This window comes from Ensifer sp. ENS11 (genome assembly GCF_014851895.1).
Taxonomy (GTDB): domain Bacteria; phylum Pseudomonadota; class Alphaproteobacteria; order Rhizobiales; family Rhizobiaceae; genus Ensifer; species Ensifer canadensis.
In genome coordinates this window covers 762081-778953 of the sequence record NZ_JACVAN010000001.1, presented here as the reverse complement: position 1 = coordinate 778953, position 16873 = coordinate 762081, and the positions used below count along the sequence as shown (strand labels likewise).

Sequence of the window (16873 nt, the reverse complement as noted above, 5' to 3'; positions counted from 1 at the left end):
TCCACACCTTTTCATGACAACCAATGGGCAATGAGCCCGGGAGTTTTCTCAAATGGCTGCAAAAGAAATCAAATTCGGCCGCACCGCGCGCGAAAAGATGCTGCGTGGCGTCGATATCCTCGCTGACGCCGTAAAGGTCACGCTCGGCCCGAAGGGCCGTAACGTCATCATCGACAAGTCCTTCGGCGCTCCGCGCATCACCAAGGACGGCGTATCAGTTGCCAAGGAAATCGAACTTGAAGACAAGTTCGAAAACATGGGCGCCCAGATGGTCCGCGAAGTTGCTTCGAAGACCAACGACATCGCCGGCGACGGCACCACGACTGCAACCGTTCTGGCCCAGGCGATCGTTCGCGAAGGCGCCAAGGCTGTTGCTGCCGGCATGAACCCGATGGACCTGAAGCGCGGCATCGACCTCGCTGTCACCGAAGTCGTCAAGGATCTCCAGGCCAAGGCCAAGAAGATCAACACTTCGGAAGAAGTCGCACAGGTCGGCACGATCTCGGCAAACGGCGAGCGTCAGATCGGCCTCGACATCGCAGAAGCGATGCAGAAGGTCGGCAACGAAGGCGTCATCACGGTTGAAGAAGCCAAGACCGCCGAAACCGAACTCGAAGTCGTCGAAGGCATGCAGTTCGACCGTGGCTACCTCAGCCCCTACTTCGTCACCAACCCGGAAAAGATGGTCGCTGACCTCGACGACGTCTTCGTTCTCCTCCACGAGAAGAAGCTCTCGAACCTCCAGGCCATGCTCCCGGTTCTCGAAGCTGTCGTTCAGACCGGCAAGCCGCTCCTCATCATCGCTGAAGACGTCGAAGGCGAAGCTCTTGCTACGCTCGTCGTCAACAAGCTGCGTGGCGGCCTGAAGATCGCTGCCGTCAAGGCTCCGGGCTTCGGCGATCGCCGCAAGGCCATGCTCGAAGACATCGCCATCCTGACCGGTGGTACCGTGATCTCCGAAGACCTCGGCATCAAGCTCGAAAACGTCACGCTCGACATGCTCGGCCGTGCGAAGAAGGTTTCGATCTCCAAGGAAAACACCACGATCGTCGACGGTGCTGGCCAGAAGAGCGACATCGAAGGCCGCGTTTCGCAGATCAAGGCTCAGATCGAAGAAACCACTTCTGACTACGACCGCGAAAAGCTGCAGGAACGTCTTGCCAAGCTCGCTGGCGGCGTTGCCGTAATCCGCGTTGGCGGCTCGACGGAAGTTGAAGTGAAGGAAAAGAAGGACCGCATCGACGACGCTCTCAACGCGACGCGCGCTGCTGTTCAGGAAGGCATCGTACCGGGCGGCGGCGTTGCCCTGCTGCGTTCTTCCGTCAAGATCACCGTCAAGGGTGTGAACGACGACCAGGAAGCCGGCATCAACATCGTTCGTCGCGCTCTGCAGGCTCCGGCCCGCCAGATCGCTGAGAACGCTGGTGACGAAGCTTCGATCGTTGTCGGCAAGATCCTCGACAAGGACCAGGACAACTTCGGCTACAACGCCCAGACCGGCGAATATGGCGACATGATTGCCATGGGCATCATCGACCCGGTCAAGGTTGTTCGCACCGCCCTTCAGGACGCGGCTTCGGTTGCTGGCCTTCTCGTTACGACGGAAGCCATGATCGCCGAACTGCCGAAGAAGGACTCGCCGGCGATGCCGGGCGGCATGGGCGGCATGGGCGGCATGGACATGATGTGATAGGGCGCCAGCCCAATCGCAGCATTGTCCATAGAGCTTCGCCCATGCACCAAGAGCAGTTCAGCGCGTCAAGCGCGCTGAACGGGCGGCATGGACATGATGTGATAGGGCGCCAGCCCAATCGCAGCATTGTCCATAAAGCTTTGCCCATGCACTAAGAGCGGTTCAGCGCGTCAAGCGCGCTGAACGGGCAGCATGGACATGATGTGATAGGGCGCCAGCCTTATCGCGGACCTGTTCAAGCAGATCCACGATGATCCATTCGGATCGGAAAGGGCGACCCTCGGGTCGCCCTTTCTCGTTTTTGCGATAATCCTGCGGTTGCATCTAACGTGCACGTCAAAGCTGTCCGCAGGAAAAATTACCCGGTAGCTGCGGCGGCACTAAAAAAGCGTTGAAGTCGAGAAAAAACGAACTATAACACCGCCCCAAGTGGACAGAGATTCACGAGAGACTGGATGGTGGGCCTAAAGCGAGCGAAAAATCGCTCAAACTTTTCATATTAACTGTGTGTCCAAGCTCTCTTTGAGAACATCACGCAAAGCATATAAGTATTTCATCGCAAATTAAGCCGGCCTTTCCTGCGAAATCATTTCGCTTGGCGAGCTACGTCACAGTTTCGTGACCTTTCCGTACAGAAAGACGCAACCGACTATCGTGCGTGTTCTTCCTGCTATGGGTCGATGGCTGGCGAGGGTTGTATATTGGGGATGGGCCTGCCTGGTGGGAAGACGACATTCGCCAGGGGTCGTGCTGGGGTAGACCGTGTTTAAGATCACGAGAACAAATTCAGTTCCCCTCGGTGTTCCGGGACAGATGCATTCCGGTCTCCCGCATCAGGAATTCCTGGAACAGTTCTGCGTTTCCGAAGGTTGGTCGGGCGACCTGTCGACGGGCCTGTTCCGGCTTGGCGAGAAGGCGTCCGCGATCCACGGTCTCAACGAGAGCGAATGCGGGCTGCTCAATTTCGTGCGCTGCTACGACCTCGCCGACCGCAACCACGTGCTCGAGCTTTTTGAGCAGGCGGCAACCACGTGTTCGTCCTTCTGCTTCTCGACGACGATCAGCCTCGAATCCGGCCACAAGCAGCCGGTGTTCTGCATCGGCGAATCCTCGGGCCTCGAAGAACGCTATTCCGGTACGATCCACGGCATCTTCTTCTTCCCGCGCTTCCTTGTCGAAGGTGCGGGAAAGATGCTTCTGCGCCAGTAGGTGCATTCCCGCCTACAGAGCGCTTCCGCGCTTAAACAGAGTCCCAAAAGCGTTCCAGCTCGTTGTCTTTACGCGTTTCCTGGTGGAAAATCGCATCGCACTTTTCCTGGAAATAGCCTCAATGATGTTTGCCGGGCCGCCGTGTCGTGCAGGCGGCGGCGACCGTCAGGCGGCCGCCACTTTCACCTTGCCCATGGCGAGACTTGAGATCGGTGCTGGTCTGCCGAGCAGGTAACCCTGCGCTTCGTCACAGCCTTCCGCCTGCAGGATATCGAGCTGCGTCTGCGTCTCGACGCCTTCGGCGAGAACAGGAACCGAGAGGCTCTGCCCGAGTGCGAGGATGGCGCGCACGATCGCCTTTGCCTGCGGACTTGCTTCCACCTCCCACATGAAGCTCTTGTCGAGCTTGATCTTGTCGAACGGGAAGGACCGCAGCGTCTCGAGCGACGAATAGCCGGTGCCGAAGTCGTCGATCGCGATGGTGACCCCAAGCTCCTTGATCTGGCGAAGGGTCAGGAGCGCGCGCTCCTTGTCGTCGATGATCGTCGATTCCGTGATTTCGAGTTCCAGCCGCTTCGGGTCGAGCCCGGTCTCGGAAATCACGTCCTCGACCAGGCTGACGATGTCACCATTGGCAAGCTGCACCGGCGAAAGATTGACGGCGATCTTGTGGGTGCTCTGCCAGCCCGCGGCTTCGCGGCAGGCCTCGCGCAGAACCCATTCGCCGATCGGCAGGATCGCGCCGCATTCTTCCGCCAGCGGAATGAACTCGTTCGGAGGCACCATACCGCGCTCGGGATGGTGCCAGCGCAGAAGCACCTCATAACCGATGACGTCACCTGACATCACCGACTTCTGGACCTGGTAGTGCAACGCCAACTGATTCTTCTCGATCGCATCCCACAGATCGTTGGCAAGGCTGCGGCGCTGGCGTGCAGCCTCATCCATCGACACTTCGTAGAAGCAGACGCTCTGGTTCAGCGCGGCCTTGGCGCGGTACATCGCAAGGTCGGCATTGTTGATCAGCGTGTCGGCCGTCTCGGCGTCCTGCGGATAGATCGCGACACCCATGCTGCCACCGGACTTCAACTCGAAGTCGCCGAAGCGCATTTCTTCATGCAGGCTTTTCTCGATGCGGCGGAGGAAGTCGTTGAGTTCGGACAATTCCTCGAAGCGCTTGACGGCCGCGAACTCGTCGCCGCCGAAGCGGGCCACGAACTCGCCCTCCTGCAACAGCGACTTCATCCGCTGGGCAATCGTCACCAACACGAAATCGCCGGCAGCATGGCCATGCAGGTCGTTGACTTCCTTGAACTTATTGAGGTCGAGACCGATCACCGCGACCTTGCGCGAGAACCAGGCGGCCGCATCGAGTTCCTCCTCTAGATAGCTGCTGAACTGCAGCCGGTTCGGGAGGCCCGTCAGGCTGTCATGGCGAGCGAGGAACGAAATCTGCTCCTCGCTGTCCAGGCGCTCGGTGATGTCCTCGTAGGTGCTGACCCAGCCGCCATCCGCGAGGGTGCGGTGCTTGGTCAGGATCGAGCGACCGTTCGGCAGCTTTTCGACGATGTCGCCACCGCCCTTGCCGACCATGTCGACGCGGTGCCTCTGATAGAGTTCTTCCGATTTCGCCCGGGCGATGACCGGATCGGAATAGGTTCGGGCAAAAACCTCGTCGAGGATCTGGCGGAACGTCAGGCCCTTTCCGGCCAGCGTCTCCGAGAAGCCGAAGATCTCGCGGCAGCGCCGGTTGGATAGCAGCAGGCGGTCGCCGCTGTCGAAGAGGCAGATGCCCTGCGACATGTTCTCAAGCGCAATGTCGAGATTCTTGCTCACTTCGGCGATGCGGTCGGCGTCGACCTTTTCCTTGGTGATGTCCTTGACGATCTTGATGAAGCCCGCATGCGTGCCATCCTCATGCAGGAACGGGTCGATCACGACATGCGCCCAGAAGCGCGTGCCATCCCTGCGATAGCGCCAGCCTACACACTCGAACTTGCCGTTGGCATAGGCTTCGTCGAGCGCCTGTTGCGGTACGCCTGCCCGCTGATCCTCGGGAGAATAGAAGCATCCGAAACTCTTGCCGACGATTTCGTCGGCAGTATAGCCCTTGTTGGCTTCGGCTCCGGCATTCCAGCTCGCGACGCGGCCTTTTGCGTCGAGCATGTAGATGGCGTAGTCCTTGACGCTTTTCACGAAGCGGGCGAATTCGCGCTCGGAGGCGGCGGCGGAAAGCTCGGCATGGTGCGCAAAGCCTGCGGCAAGCAAGACCATGGTTAGCAGGAAGAAAGCGGTTCCGGCGATGACGAAAGCAAGAAAATGCGGCTGTATCATCCCCTCGGGCGACGGCAGCAGCAAATCGGCTTCGATCGTCACCGCACCCATCGCCGTGAAGTGCAAGGCGACGATACCGAGCGTCATGAACAGCGTCGCCAGAATTTTGGCTTTCAACGGCCGATCGATGTGTGTGATGGCCCGCAAGGCGCCGATATCGAACAGGGAGCCGGCAAAGACGGAGGCGACGACGAGCGTCCAGTCCCAGCGGATGGTACCTGGAACATCGAGCGCCGCCATGCCGAGGAAGTGCATGCAGGCGACGCCGAAACCGAGGACGATGCCGCCGGCGATCCAGGCGACAGGTCCCTGCGCATAGGTCGCAATCAGCAGTGCCATCGTCGTCAGAACGACCGCGACGGCAAGCGACAGGGCCGTCAGATCGATCTGATAGCCGAGCACGACGCCTGGGTCGTAGGCAAGCATGGCGATGAAGTGGGTCGCCCAGATGCCGAAGCCACTGGCGATGCCGGCAGCCACGGCCCATATCGCCCGCGCCTTGCCTGCGGATGCGCGTCCTCGCTGAAGCAAGGTCACGGCACCGTAGCTCGACAGGAAGCAGATGAGGGCGGCGAGCACGACCAGCTTTGGGTCATGCTCGACCACGAGGCATGTAAGAACCTTGAACATCGCCAAACGCCTAAATGAAATTTCTGGTCCGGAAATGGAACGCCCACTTCCGGTTCATCGCTTCTGTTGGCGTCGTGCCGTTTAAGGAATTGTGAAAAGTCAGGTCGCAACGTCCGTTTCGAAACAGGACGTTGCTTTCGTCCTTAACGAAGGCTGAAATGCCAACGCCTTGTAGTTAAAGATTTCGAAGCGGCCCAATGACGCTGTGACGGTCACACCGCTAAAGCGCATCGGGGTCTCTACTGCATGTTTCCTTAAATCGTCTTCGATATAAGGATAAAAACATGCAGCAATTCAAAGTGCTACAGCGACCTTTGCGCGTCTAATAAGACGCGCGGCGCTGTAGAATTCGCTTGGTGCGCTTCAAGCCCCTGTTTTCGCCTGTCGATGTCGCAAATCCGCTACGCACTTTTGCGCGACAGGCTCTAAGCCTGGGCCAGAAGCGCCTTCAGATCCGATTGCGGATCGGCAATGACGGCCCTGTCCGGATGAATACCCGTCTCCAGCAGCTTCTTGCCGGTGACATAGGCCTTGGCGTCGTTGATCGCGTCGACGGCCAGAAGCTTGCCCTCGCGGAAATACCAGACCGAAACGCTGCCCTCGCGCTGGCCGGGGCGAACGATGGTTTCGTCGTGGCCGAGGCCAAAGCCGGCGATCTGCAACTTCACATCGTACTGGTCCGACCAGAACCAGGGCTTGGGCGCATAAGGCTCGACACCGCCGGCAATGACGGCGGCAACAGCCTCGGCCTGATCCACGGCGTTCTGAACCGATTCGAGGCGGATGCGCATGTTGCCCCAGGGCTGAACGGCGCAATCGCCCATCGCGAAAATCGCCGGGTCGGAGGTGCGGCCGTGGCTGTCGACGACGATGCCGCCGGCGGTTTCAAGACCGGCGTCGTGCGCCAGGTGGTCGTTGGCGGTCACGCCGATACCGACGATGACGAGGTCGACCGGAAGCACCGACCCGTCGGAAAGCTCGACGCCGGTAACGCGGCCATTCTCGCCAACCAGCCGGTTGAGCCCTGTTCCCTCGCGAATATCGACACCGCGCGATCGATGGATTTCTCGAACGATGCCTGACGTCGCCGCGGAGGCGACGCGTTGCAGGATGCGGTCGGCCATCTCGATGACCGTCACCTCAAGCCCGAGCGTTCGTGCAACGGCCGCGGCCTCAAGGCCGATATAGCCGCCGCCGACGACGAGCGCCCGCCTGCCCGGCTTCATCTCTTCAGCCAGCAGATCGGCATCCCTGAAGTCGCGGACGGTGAAAACGCCGTCGAGATCGCCGCCGACCGAGGCTGGCAACCGACGGGGGGTGGCGCCGGTTGCAAACGCGAGCGTCTCATAGTCGAGCGACGTGCCGTCGCTCAGCATCACGCGGCTGGCATCTCGGTCGAGATCCGTCACCGTGGTCGACAGCCTGATGTCGACATCATGCTCGCCGTACCAGGCTTCCGCCCGATAAAGCAGTCGATCAAGGCTCATCTCGCGAAGCAGGTATTTCTTGGAAAGTGGCGGACGCTGATAGGGCAGGCTTGCCTCGGACGCGACGATGGTGATCGGTCTTTCGTCCTTCAACGCCCGCAGTTTGGCGACCAACGCAAAGGCGGCCTGACCGCCACCGATAACAACAAGCTTTCCGGACACGCTCTCACCCGTCATTTATTCGTTTGTACAACAAGGCGTAGCCTTTCCGCCCGAGCCTCGTCAACTCGAACGACGGCCACGCCGGCCGATCGTCAGCCCTTGGCCGGGATCTCCATGCCCTTTTGCGCTGCCGGACGCGCCAGTCCTCGGTCGACCCAGGCCATCACATTCGGGAAGCTCTTGTAGTCGAGCACATCGGCGCCGCCATAGAATTTGCGCGCACCTTCGACCCAGGGATAGGTGGCGATGTCGGCGATCGTATACTCATCGCCCATCAGCCATTACCGCCCCTGGAGCCGCCCCTCCAGCACGCCCAGCAGCCGTTTCGATTCGTCGCGGTAGCGCTCCACCGGATAGATGTTGTTGGCGACCTTGTCGGCAGCGAATTTGAAGAAGTGACCGAACTGGCCGAGCATCGGGCCGACGCCGCCCATCTGGAACATCACCCAGCAGATCGCTTCATAACGCGCGGCCGCATCCGAAGGCAGAAGTTTCCCTGTCTTTTCCGCGAGATAGAGAAGGATCGCCCCAGACTCGAACAACCCGATCGCCTTGCCGCCAGGGCCGTGCGGATCGATGATCGCCGGAATGCGGCCATTGGGGTTGAGCGACAGGAATTCCGCCGATTTCTGGTCGTTGGTGTCGAACGAGATCCGGTGCGCCTCGTAGGGCAATCCCAGTTCTTCGAGCACAATGGAGATCTTCACGCCGTTCGGCGTCGGCAAGGAATAGAGCTGGGACGATGTCCGGGTTCTTCGCAGGCCAGCGCTTGGTGATCGGAAAGGCGGAAAGGTCGGCCATGGAATGCTCCTCGAAACGAATGGCGCGAACGGCACCCGCCGCTTGCGCCGCGCAGATACCAACCTGCGCTGCGCCCGGCAGAGCGCCTGAGCGGCGGTTCTTAAGTTTCAAAGCGCGTCGCGCACCGCCGAGAGAATGCGACCGACGATCGGGTCGCCGTCATGCGCCGGCTTGCGTGCACGCACCAGGCAGGCCTCCGACCGCAGTATGACGCCGTCGGCAAGGGTCTTCAGGTGGTTGGCATGCAGGGTCGAACCGGTCGAGGTGATGTCGACGATGATGTCGGCAGAGCCGGAGGCCGGCGCACCCTCGGTCGCTCCGAGGCTTTCGACGATGTGGTAGAGCTGGATGCCGTGGCTGCCGGAAAAGTGGTTCTGCGTCAGCCGCCAGTATTTGGTGGCAATCGCCAGCCGCCGCCCGTGGCGGGCGCGGAAGTCGGCGGCGACGTCGCCGAGGTCGGCCATGGTGTCGACGTCGTACCAGATCTCCGGAACGGCGACGACGACATCGGCATGGCCGAAGCCGAGGCGGGCGCAGAACTCGACGCGAGCGTCGGCATTGGCAAGCCCCTCGCGCACAAGGTCTTCTCCGGTGACGCCGAAATCGATCGAGCCGTTGCCGAGCTCGCGCGAAATCTCCGAGGCCGACAGGAAGGCGATCTCGACATCGTCCCAGCCTTCGACACGGCCGCGATAGGAGCGGTCATTGCCGACGGCGACGATCTTCATGCCGGCGCGCTCGAAGATCGCCGAGGCGTCGTCCTTCATCCGCCCCTTGGACGGCAATGCGATGGTGATGGTCATGCGGCACCTCCGCTGGCGGCGATCGCCGCTTCGATCCGGTCGAGCCAGAGCGAGAAGCCGACGGCGGGAATATGTTCGCGCGCGCCAAGCAGGGTTAGGAGCCGGTCGAAGCGCCCGCCACCGGCAAGCACCGCCGGTGTCCCCTCGACTTCGACTTCGAAGACGAGGCCGGTATAATAGTCGAGCGGGCGGCCGAAGGCGGCACGATAGCGAATGACATCGACATCGGCGCCGATGCCGGCAAGCGCCGCCACGCGCGCGTCAAAACGCGCCAGCGCTCCATCGAGCGTCAATCCGGTCTTCTCGGCAAAGCGGAAGAGTGCGGCAGGCGCTTCGGCAAGCGGCATGTCGAGCGCCAGGAATTCACGCACGAGATCCAGCGTTTCCGGATCGAGCCGGGTATTCGCCAGTTCCATCTTTTCCTTCAGGCGGCGGGCGATGTCCTGCGGCGAGCGGCTGGCATTGGTGGAGTAGCCCGTCGCCTCCATGGTTTCGCCGATATGGGCGACAAGCCGCACCTCGTCATCGAGCATGCCGGCGATCGCCAGCCGCTCGACCTCGGGGCCAAAGACGCCGGCAGCCTTTGGATCGGCAAGCTCGGCAAGCAGCTTCTGCAGGTGCTTCTGGTCGCCGAAGGCATGGATCAGCCGCTTCTGCCAGCCGCCCGGCAGGCCACAGGCACCGACGACCGCTTCGAAGACCGACTGGTCGCCGAGCGTGACCGCCAGGCGCCGGCCAGGAAGACGATTGGCAACCACCCGCATGGCATTGCCGACCGCACGCGCGTCGGAGGCGGCGATATCGGTATCACCGAGATCTTCGATGCCGGCCTGATAGAATTCGTTGCCGCCTTCGCGGCGCTGACGAAACACTTCGCCGAGATAGGCATAACGCTTGGGCGTGCCGGTTGCCGTTTCGATGTGGCGAAGGCAGACGGGGATGGTGAATTCCGGCCGCAGACAGAGGCTCTCTCCGGTCTCACTCTCGGTCATGAAGATGCGGCGGCGAAGATCCTCGCCAGCCATGGCGAGAAACGGCTCCGCCGGTTGGATCACCGGTGTGTCGACCCGAAGCGTGCCGAGACTTTCGAACTCGGCAAGCAGATCTGCGGAGAAGGCGGGAAGGTTGATCAGAGGCATCGCCGTCAGCCTGCCCTTGCCCGGTCCTCGGCCTGTGCCGCGAGCATTTCACGCACCTTTTCGACAAGGTCGCCTGCGGGCACGGAGACCTGCGCCACCCGCGCCTCGCGCCATGCCGCATTGTCCTCGATTTCGCCCGACAAGCGCTTGCCCTCGATCAGATCCTTGATCTGCACCAGACCGGCGGCGCGCTCGTCGCCGCCCTGAATGATCGCGAGCGGCGCACCGCGACGGTCGGCGTATTTCAGCTGGTCGCCGAAGTTCTTCTTGTTGCCCTGGTACATCTCGGCGCGAATGCCGGCATGGCGGAGCTGCTGCACGAAGCGCTGGTAGTGGCCCATGCTGTCGATGTCACGGTCCATAACGCAGACGACGACCGGTGCCACGACGTCCGACGTGCCGAGCTTGCCAAGGTTCTTGAGCGCGGTCATCAGGCGCGAAACACCGATCGAGAAACCGGTGGCCGGCACCGGCTGGCCCATGAAGCGCGAGACGAGACCATCGTAACGTCCGCCGCCGCCGACCGAACCGAAGACGACCTTTTCGCCCTTCTCATTGGTGACGGCAAACTGCAACTCGGCCTCGAAAACCGGGCCGGTGTAATATTCGAGACCGCGAACGACCGAAGGGTCGATCTTGATGCGATCGGCCTCGTAGCCCGCGCTCACGACCAGGCTGCGGATGGTGTTGAGTTCCTCGACGCCCTCGCCGCCCTTGGCTGTGCCGGCAACGAGCGCTGCGAGTTCGGCGGCACTTTCGGCGTAGTCCTGGATGCCAACGAAGAACAGGACCTTGTCGATCTGCTCGCCGTTCAGACCGGCGCCCTTGGTGAAGTCGCCGCTCTCGTCCTTGCGGCCTTCGCCGAGCAGCAGGCGCACGCCTTCGGGACCGAACTTGTCGAGCTTGTCGATGGCGCGCAGCACCGTCAGGCGGGCATTCGCCTTGTCGTCGCCGCCGAGGCCAATCGCCTCCATGACGCCATCAAGAACCTTGCGGTTGTTGACCCGGATCACGTAGTCGCCGCGCTTGATGCCGAGCGCTTCCATCGTGTCGGCCATCATCATGCACATTTCGGCATCCGCCTGGACGCCGGCGGCACCGACCGTATCGGCATCGAACTGCATGAACTGGCGGAAGCGACCCGGGCCCGGCTTTTCGTTGCGGAAAACGTAGCCGGCGCGATAGGTGCGGAAGGGAAGCTGGATCTCGTTGAAGTTCTCGGCGACGTGACGGGCAAGCGGCGCCGTCAGGTCGTAGCGCAGCGACATCCACTGGTCGTCGTCATCCGTCAGCGAAAACACGCCCTCGTTCGGGCGGTCGCTGTCGGGCAGGAATTTTCCAAGCGCATCGGTGTATTCGAACAGCGGCGTTTCGACCGGATCGAAACCATAACGCTCATAGACTTCGCGGATCTTGACGATCATGTCGTCGGTGGCGCGAATATCGGCGGCCGAACGGTCGACAAAGCCACGCGGAAGGCGTGCCTTGAGCTTCTGCGGTTTCTTTTGTTTCTCGGTCATGGGGAGCATTCCGGACTGTCAGCGGGTTTCGAGCTTTCCCTATCGGATAGAGGCATGGGCGGCAAGGGTTAGCACGGCGCAAAGCGGCTCCAGGCGTGCGCGAAGGCAACGATCGGACCGGCAGCGTGCCGATCACGTCTTCTCTTTGCCACGGGCCATCCTAAGTAAAGGGCATGCGTTTTGCCGCCGTCATACTCCTGTTCGTTGCAGCCCTGTTCTCAGGCGCGCCTTCGGCGATGCTGCAGGCCCAGGACCTGGCGGCCGGTGCCGCACAAACCGCCGCCCATGACTCGTCGCAAAAGCAAGCCGTTCACGCTGGCCATGCGATCTCCTGCGAAGATATCCGGGCATGCAAGGACCACTCGAAAAAACAGGCGCATCCTTCGTCCTGTTCGGCCTGCATCGCGATCGAGCCAATTGCCTTGATGTTCGATCCGGCGACCACGACATCGTCGCGTCTGGCGGCAGCGACATATCCCGCATTGCACGCGATCACGATCGGGCCGCGCTCGCCACCACCCAAGTCGTTCCTGCTTGTGTGACCGTCATCGTGGCTCACCTTCGGGTGTATCGGCTGCGCTGACGAAACGAAATTCCATATGACCGGCCGCAACAACCGGCCGACATTTCGGCGATTGCACGGCGCTGCCTCAGTCGCGCGAGATGATAATGAGATGAAGAAGGAAACCATCATGTCTTTGAAAACGATCATAGCAGCCTCAGTCCTGATCGCGTCACTTTATGCTCCCGCTATGGCCCAGGACCACGGCAGCAGCATGCATCACGGATCGGCTGAGGCGGCGGCGCCGGCCGGCGACACCTCCGCCTCCAGCAAGGCTTTCGCCGAGGTCAACGCCCGCATGCACAAGGGCATGGACATCGCCTTTACCGGCAACGCCGATGTCGACTTCGTGCGGGGCATGATCGCCCATCATCAGGGCGCGATCGGCATGGCCAGGGTCGAACTCGAATACGGCAAGGACGAACAACTGCGCAAACTGGCGGAAGACATCATCAAGGCCCAGGAGGGCGAGATCCAGATGATGAAGGATTGGCTTGCCAAGAACGGTGGCTGAAGCCGTTCCTGGAAAGATGCAAATTCAGGGTTGCGGGCGCGTCAGCGCCCGCCGCATGTCCTCGACCGTCGCGCGGCAATGGCAGCCTTCGATGTGGTCGTTGACAAGCCCCATGGCCTGCATGAAGGCATAGATCGTCGTCGGGCCGACGAAGGTCCAGCCGCGCTTTTTCAGATCCTTGGAGATCAGCGTCGAGGTCGGAGTCGTCGGATTGGCGGCGATCGCTTCATAGCTGACAAATGCCGGCCGCTCGTCCGGGCCGGGTTCGTGCGACCAGAAATAGGCAGCAAGCGAACCAAACTCGGCTTTAAGCTCCTGGGCGCGCTTGGCGTTGTTGATGGTCGAGACGATTTTGCCGCGATGGCGCACGATGCCGGTATTGCCAAGGCAGCGCTCGATGTCAGCATCGCCGAAGGCGGCAACCGCATCGACGTCGAAGCCGGCGAAGGCGGCGCGAAAGGCCTCGCGCTTGCGCAGGATCGTCAGCCAGGAGAGGCCGGATTGAAACCCCTCCAGACAGATCTTCTCGAAGAGGCGCCGGTCATCGGTAACCGGCCGCCCCCATTCCTCGTCGTGATACCGTCTGTAGTCATCGAGATTGCTCTGCCAGGCGCAACGCCCAAGGCCGTCTTCGCCAATCATTATGCCCTTGGTCGTCATTACCAGCCCCGTTTCATCGTGCTCTTCCGCATTTACCATTCACAAACCAGATTCCTAAAGCGACGGATAACCCTACCCAAAGCTTTATCGGCGCTTCCTCCCTTTCGCGGGCTGCCGTTTACCATTCCGTGGCGCCGCGATGACACGATCGCCCCATTGCCAAGGCGCATGCCGTCCGTCCTGGAGACCCGTTCTCCGGCTGGCCGCGCCCCATTTTGATACGTTTCGGCGAAAGGTAGCGAGTCCGTCCGATGTTGAAAAAATCCCTTGTTGTAGCCGCATCCATCCTCACCCTCGTCGCCGGCCAGGCGCAGGCCCAGGACCGGTACCAGAACCGGCCGCCGGTGATCGTCAGCCCAGACCTGACCGCCCCGTGGGTGATGCAGCTCGGCGGCCAGCCGCAACAGGCGCGCCGGGTCATCTACCGCCAGCAGATACCGACCACCACCCGAAAACAGTATTATCAGGGCCTGACCGTGAAGCCGCAGGCAAAACGCCGCGTCGGCGCCCCGCTGGTACAACCGGTCAACGCCACCCGCGCCCAGCGTCCCGTCAAGTCTAAGTTCGACCCGCAGTATCTGCCGCAGACAGTTGCCTACGACGGCAAGGAAAAGGCAGGCACGATCGTCATCGATACCAACAATCGTTTCCTCTACCTTGTCGCCGGTAATGGTCAGGCACGGCGCTACGGTGTCGGCGTCGGCAAGCCGGGGTTCGAATGGGCCGGCGCTCATAAGGTCACCCGCAAGGCGGAATGGCCGAGCTGGACGCCGCCGACGGAAATGATCTCGCGCGAAGCCGCCAAGGGGCACTACCTGCCGGCCCGCATGGACGGCGGCCCGGAAAATCCGCTTGGCGCACGCGCCATGTATCTCGGCTCGACGCTTTACCGCATCCACGGCACCAATGCGCCCTGGACGATCGGTTACGCGGTCTCCTCAGGCTGCATCCGCATGCGCAACGAGGACGTCGTCGATCTCTATGAACGGGTGAATGTCGGCACCAAGGTTATCGTCATATAATTGGCGCCGGACATAGAATATTTCCCTCTCCCCATACGTTTTGCTGTTGCCTGGTCGTGATCTTCAGGCAACAGACGGGCTTAAAGATACAAAATCCGTGACCATGTTCGGTCTATCGGATGTATCCCGGGCTTGAACTTCGGGCCAATTTGCATAGCCTTGATGTAACGAGGGCTTAGAGGGAATCGTATATGAAACGTCATGCCAGCAAATTGGTCGCGATCGCCATCGCGACCAGCGCTATTCTTGCCGCCGCCAATGCCCAGGCTTTCACGCCCGCGCCGACATCCGGAACCACTCCCAAGAGCAGTGATATCGTCCTTGTCGCGACGCAGAAAAAGCCGCCGAAGCAATTCTGGCGCACCAAGGTTCGCTTCAGCACCGACGAAGCCCCCGGCACGATCATTGTCGATACCAACAACAAGTTTCTCTACTACATCGACGGTCCGAACCGCGCGACCCGATACGGTATCGGCGTCGGTCGTGAAGGCTTCGGCTGGTCAGGCGTGGTGAAGGTGGGCCGCAAGGCTGAATGGCCGACCTGGACGCCGCCGGAAGAAATGCGCCGCCGCGAAGCCGCCAAGGGCCGCATCCTGCCGATCACGCAGGAAGGCGGCATCGACAACCCGCTCGGCGCGCGTGCCATGTATCTCTATAAGGGCGGCCGCGACACGATCTTCCGCATCCACGGCACCAACCAGCCGTGGACGATCGGCCAGAATATGTCTTCGGGCTGCATCCGCATGATGAATAACGACATCGAGCACCTCTACGACCGGGCCGACGTCGGCACCAAGGTGATCGTCATCGGACCCGGCAGCAAGACCGGCGATACCTACTTCAACGATCGCGGCGTCGATATCTTCCGCCAGATCTTTGGCGGCTGATACGCTCGCCAGAAATAGCCCAGAAAAACCAATGCCGGCGCCATCGCGCCGGCATTTTTCGTTTCACAATCCAGCCGGTTTCGCGCCGCCATAGGCCCAGTCGAGCAGTTCGACCGTGTGGACGATCGGGATCGCCGTGCCGGTCGCGATCTGGGTGATGCAGCCGATATTGCCGGTGGCGATCACGTCGGGCTTCGTCGCCGCGAGGTTCTTGACCTTGCGGTCCTTGAGCTTCTGCGAGATCTCCGGCTGCAGGATGTTGTAGGTGCCGGCCGAGCCGCAACAGAGATGGCCTTCTGCGGGATCGCGCACGACGAACCCCGCCTGTTTTAACAGTTGCTTCGGCGCCATGGTGATCTTCTGGCCGTGCTGCATGGAGCAGGCGGAATGATAGGTCACGGTCATGCCGCGCGGATCCTGCACTGGAAGATCCAGAGTCGACAGGTATTCGGTGATGTCCTTCGCCATGGCCGAGACCCTTGCTGCCTTTTCCGCATAGGCGGGGTCGAGGCGCAGCATGTGGCCATAATCCTTGATCGTCGTGCCGCAGCCGGATGCGGTGATGATGATCGCATCGAGACTACCTTCGTCTGCCACGCTCAGCCAGGCATCGACATTGCGCCGGGCCGCGTCGAGCGCCTGGCCCTCCCGCCCCATGTGATGCACCAGCGCGCCGCAACAGCCCTCGCCTGCCGAGACGACCACCTCTATGCCGAGACGGGTAAGGAGGCGGATGGTTGCCTCGTTGATCTCCGGCTTCAGTACCGGTTGCGCGCAACCGTTCAGCAGCGCAACGCGGCCGACGCGCTTGCCGCTGGCGGCATGGGTGCCCGTGATCGCGGTCGCCGAGGGCTCCGGCACCGCCTTCGGCGCCAGATCGAGCATCACTCCGAAGGTCTTGAGCGCCGCCACCTTTTTCAGAACCCTGGCAAAGGGCCTTCCGAAAGCGGCCGCCTTCAAGGCAAGGCGAAAACGCGAGGGATAGGGCAGGACTTGCGCCAGCACGGCGCGGGCCAGCCTATCCTTCAATGGCCGCTTGTAGGTCTTCTCTATATGAACACGGGCATGATCAACGAGATGCATGTAGTCGACGCCTGACGGACACGTGGTGGTGCAGGCGAGACAGGACAGACAGCGGTCGATATGCGTCACGGTTTCGGTGTCGGCCGGCCGACTGTTCTCCAGCATATCCTTGATGAGATAGATGCGGCCACGCGGGCTATCGAGCTCGTCGCCAAGCGTCACATAGGTGGGACAGGTGGCGGTGCAAAAACCGCAATGCACGCATTTGCGCAGGATGGCCTCGGATTCGGCCACATGCGGATCGGCAAGCTGCGCGGGCGTAAAGTTCGTTTGCAAGCGGCTACTCCAGTATCGGGGCTCTGCCCCTCACGCGCGTTGCGATCTCTGATCGCTTACCGCATTTCAAGCTCTTGTTTTCCCATGTCGC

At 61.4% G+C, this 16873-nt stretch carries 13 protein-coding genes and 1 pseudogene; 6 read left to right on the top strand and 8 right to left on the bottom strand.

Features of this window, described 5'->3' with window-relative positions:
* Window positions 1–52: 52 nt before the first annotated feature.
* Window positions 53–1690, top strand: a complete 1638-nt coding sequence (groL, locus tag IB264_RS03665; RefSeq protein ID WP_025426057.1) for a chaperonin GroEL — start codon at window positions 53–55, stop codon at window positions 1688–1690.
* A gap of 765 nt (window positions 1691–2455) precedes the next feature.
* Window positions 2456–2902, top strand: a complete 447-nt coding sequence (locus IB264_RS03660; protein WP_025426056.1) for a hypothetical protein — start codon at window positions 2456–2458, stop codon at window positions 2900–2902.
* Window positions 2903–3067: 165 nt separating this feature from the next.
* Here the strand turns inward: IB264_RS03660 and IB264_RS03655 are convergent, their stop codons facing one another.
* The 6 genes and pseudogenes from IB264_RS03655 to hisS all read right to left on the bottom strand — a co-directional run bounded on the left by IB264_RS03655 (window position 3068) and on the right by hisS (window position 11778).
* A complete protein-coding gene (locus IB264_RS03655) occupies window positions 3068–5866 on the bottom strand; it encodes an EAL domain-containing protein (protein WP_025426055.1) in 2799 nt (932 codons plus the stop codon).
* 425 nt (window positions 5867–6291) lie between these two features.
* On the bottom strand, window positions 6292–7530 hold the full coding sequence (locus IB264_RS03650) for an NAD(P)/FAD-dependent oxidoreductase (RefSeq protein WP_038575919.1): 1239 nt from the start codon (window positions 7528–7530) through the stop codon (window positions 6292–6294).
* 77 nt (window positions 7531–7607) lie between these two features.
* A pseudogene (locus IB264_RS03645) lies at window positions 7608–8316 on the bottom strand (glutathione binding-like protein).
* 107 nt (window positions 8317–8423) lie between these two features.
* Complete coding sequence (hisG, locus tag IB264_RS03640) at window positions 8424–9119, bottom strand: ATP phosphoribosyltransferase (protein ID WP_025426053.1); 696 nt, start codon at window positions 9117–9119, stop codon at window positions 8424–8426.
* A complete protein-coding gene (locus IB264_RS03635; protein ID WP_025426052.1) occupies window positions 9116–10258 on the bottom strand; it encodes an ATP phosphoribosyltransferase regulatory subunit in 1143 nt (380 codons plus the stop codon). Before IB264_RS03635 ends, hisG begins: the two co-directional genes overlap by 4 nt.
* 5 nt (window positions 10259–10263) lie before the next feature.
* Window positions 10264–11778 (bottom strand): histidine--tRNA ligase, encoded by a 1515-nt coding sequence (gene hisS, locus IB264_RS03630; protein WP_025426051.1) that lies wholly within the window; start codon window positions 11776–11778, stop codon window positions 10264–10266.
* Window positions 11779–11951: 173 nt separating this feature from the next.
* Between hisS and IB264_RS03625 the strand changes: the two genes are divergently transcribed.
* Entirely contained in the window at window positions 11952–12320 is a 369-nt protein-coding gene (locus IB264_RS03625) for a hypothetical protein (RefSeq protein ID WP_025426050.1), read from the top strand.
* Window positions 12321–12470: 150 nt separating this feature from the next.
* Window positions 12471–12854, top strand: coding sequence for a DUF305 domain-containing protein (locus tag IB264_RS03620; RefSeq protein ID WP_025426049.1), 384 nt, complete (start codon window positions 12471–12473; stop codon window positions 12852–12854).
* 24 nt (window positions 12855–12878) lie between these two features.
* Here IB264_RS03620 and IB264_RS03615 read toward each other — a convergent pair whose 3' ends face one another.
* On the bottom strand, window positions 12879–13514 hold the full coding sequence (locus IB264_RS03615) for a DNA-3-methyladenine glycosylase I (RefSeq protein WP_025426048.1): 636 nt from the start codon (window positions 13512–13514) through the stop codon (window positions 12879–12881).
* Between the two features lie 251 nt (window positions 13515–13765).
* Between IB264_RS03615 and IB264_RS03610 the strand changes: the two genes are divergently transcribed.
* Both IB264_RS03610 and IB264_RS03605 read left to right on the top strand, forming a co-directional pair.
* Window positions 13766–14536, top strand: a complete 771-nt coding sequence (locus IB264_RS03610; protein WP_025426047.1) for a L,D-transpeptidase — start codon at window positions 13766–13768, stop codon at window positions 14534–14536.
* Between the two features lie 191 nt (window positions 14537–14727).
* The gene (locus IB264_RS03605) at window positions 14728–15423 is read left to right on the top strand and encodes a L,D-transpeptidase (protein ID WP_025426046.1); all 696 of its coding nucleotides are present in this window, start codon (window positions 14728–14730) and stop codon (window positions 15421–15423) included.
* A gap of 63 nt (window positions 15424–15486) precedes the next feature.
* On the opposite strand, the gene glcF is transcribed toward IB264_RS03605, so the two are convergent.
* Window positions 15487–16782 carry a glycolate oxidase subunit GlcF gene (gene glcF, locus IB264_RS03600; RefSeq protein ID WP_025426045.1) on the bottom strand — a complete coding sequence of 432 codons (1296 nt, stop codon included), beginning with the start codon at window positions 16780–16782 and terminating at the stop codon, window positions 15487–15489.
* Window positions 16783–16873: the final 91 nt, after the last annotated feature.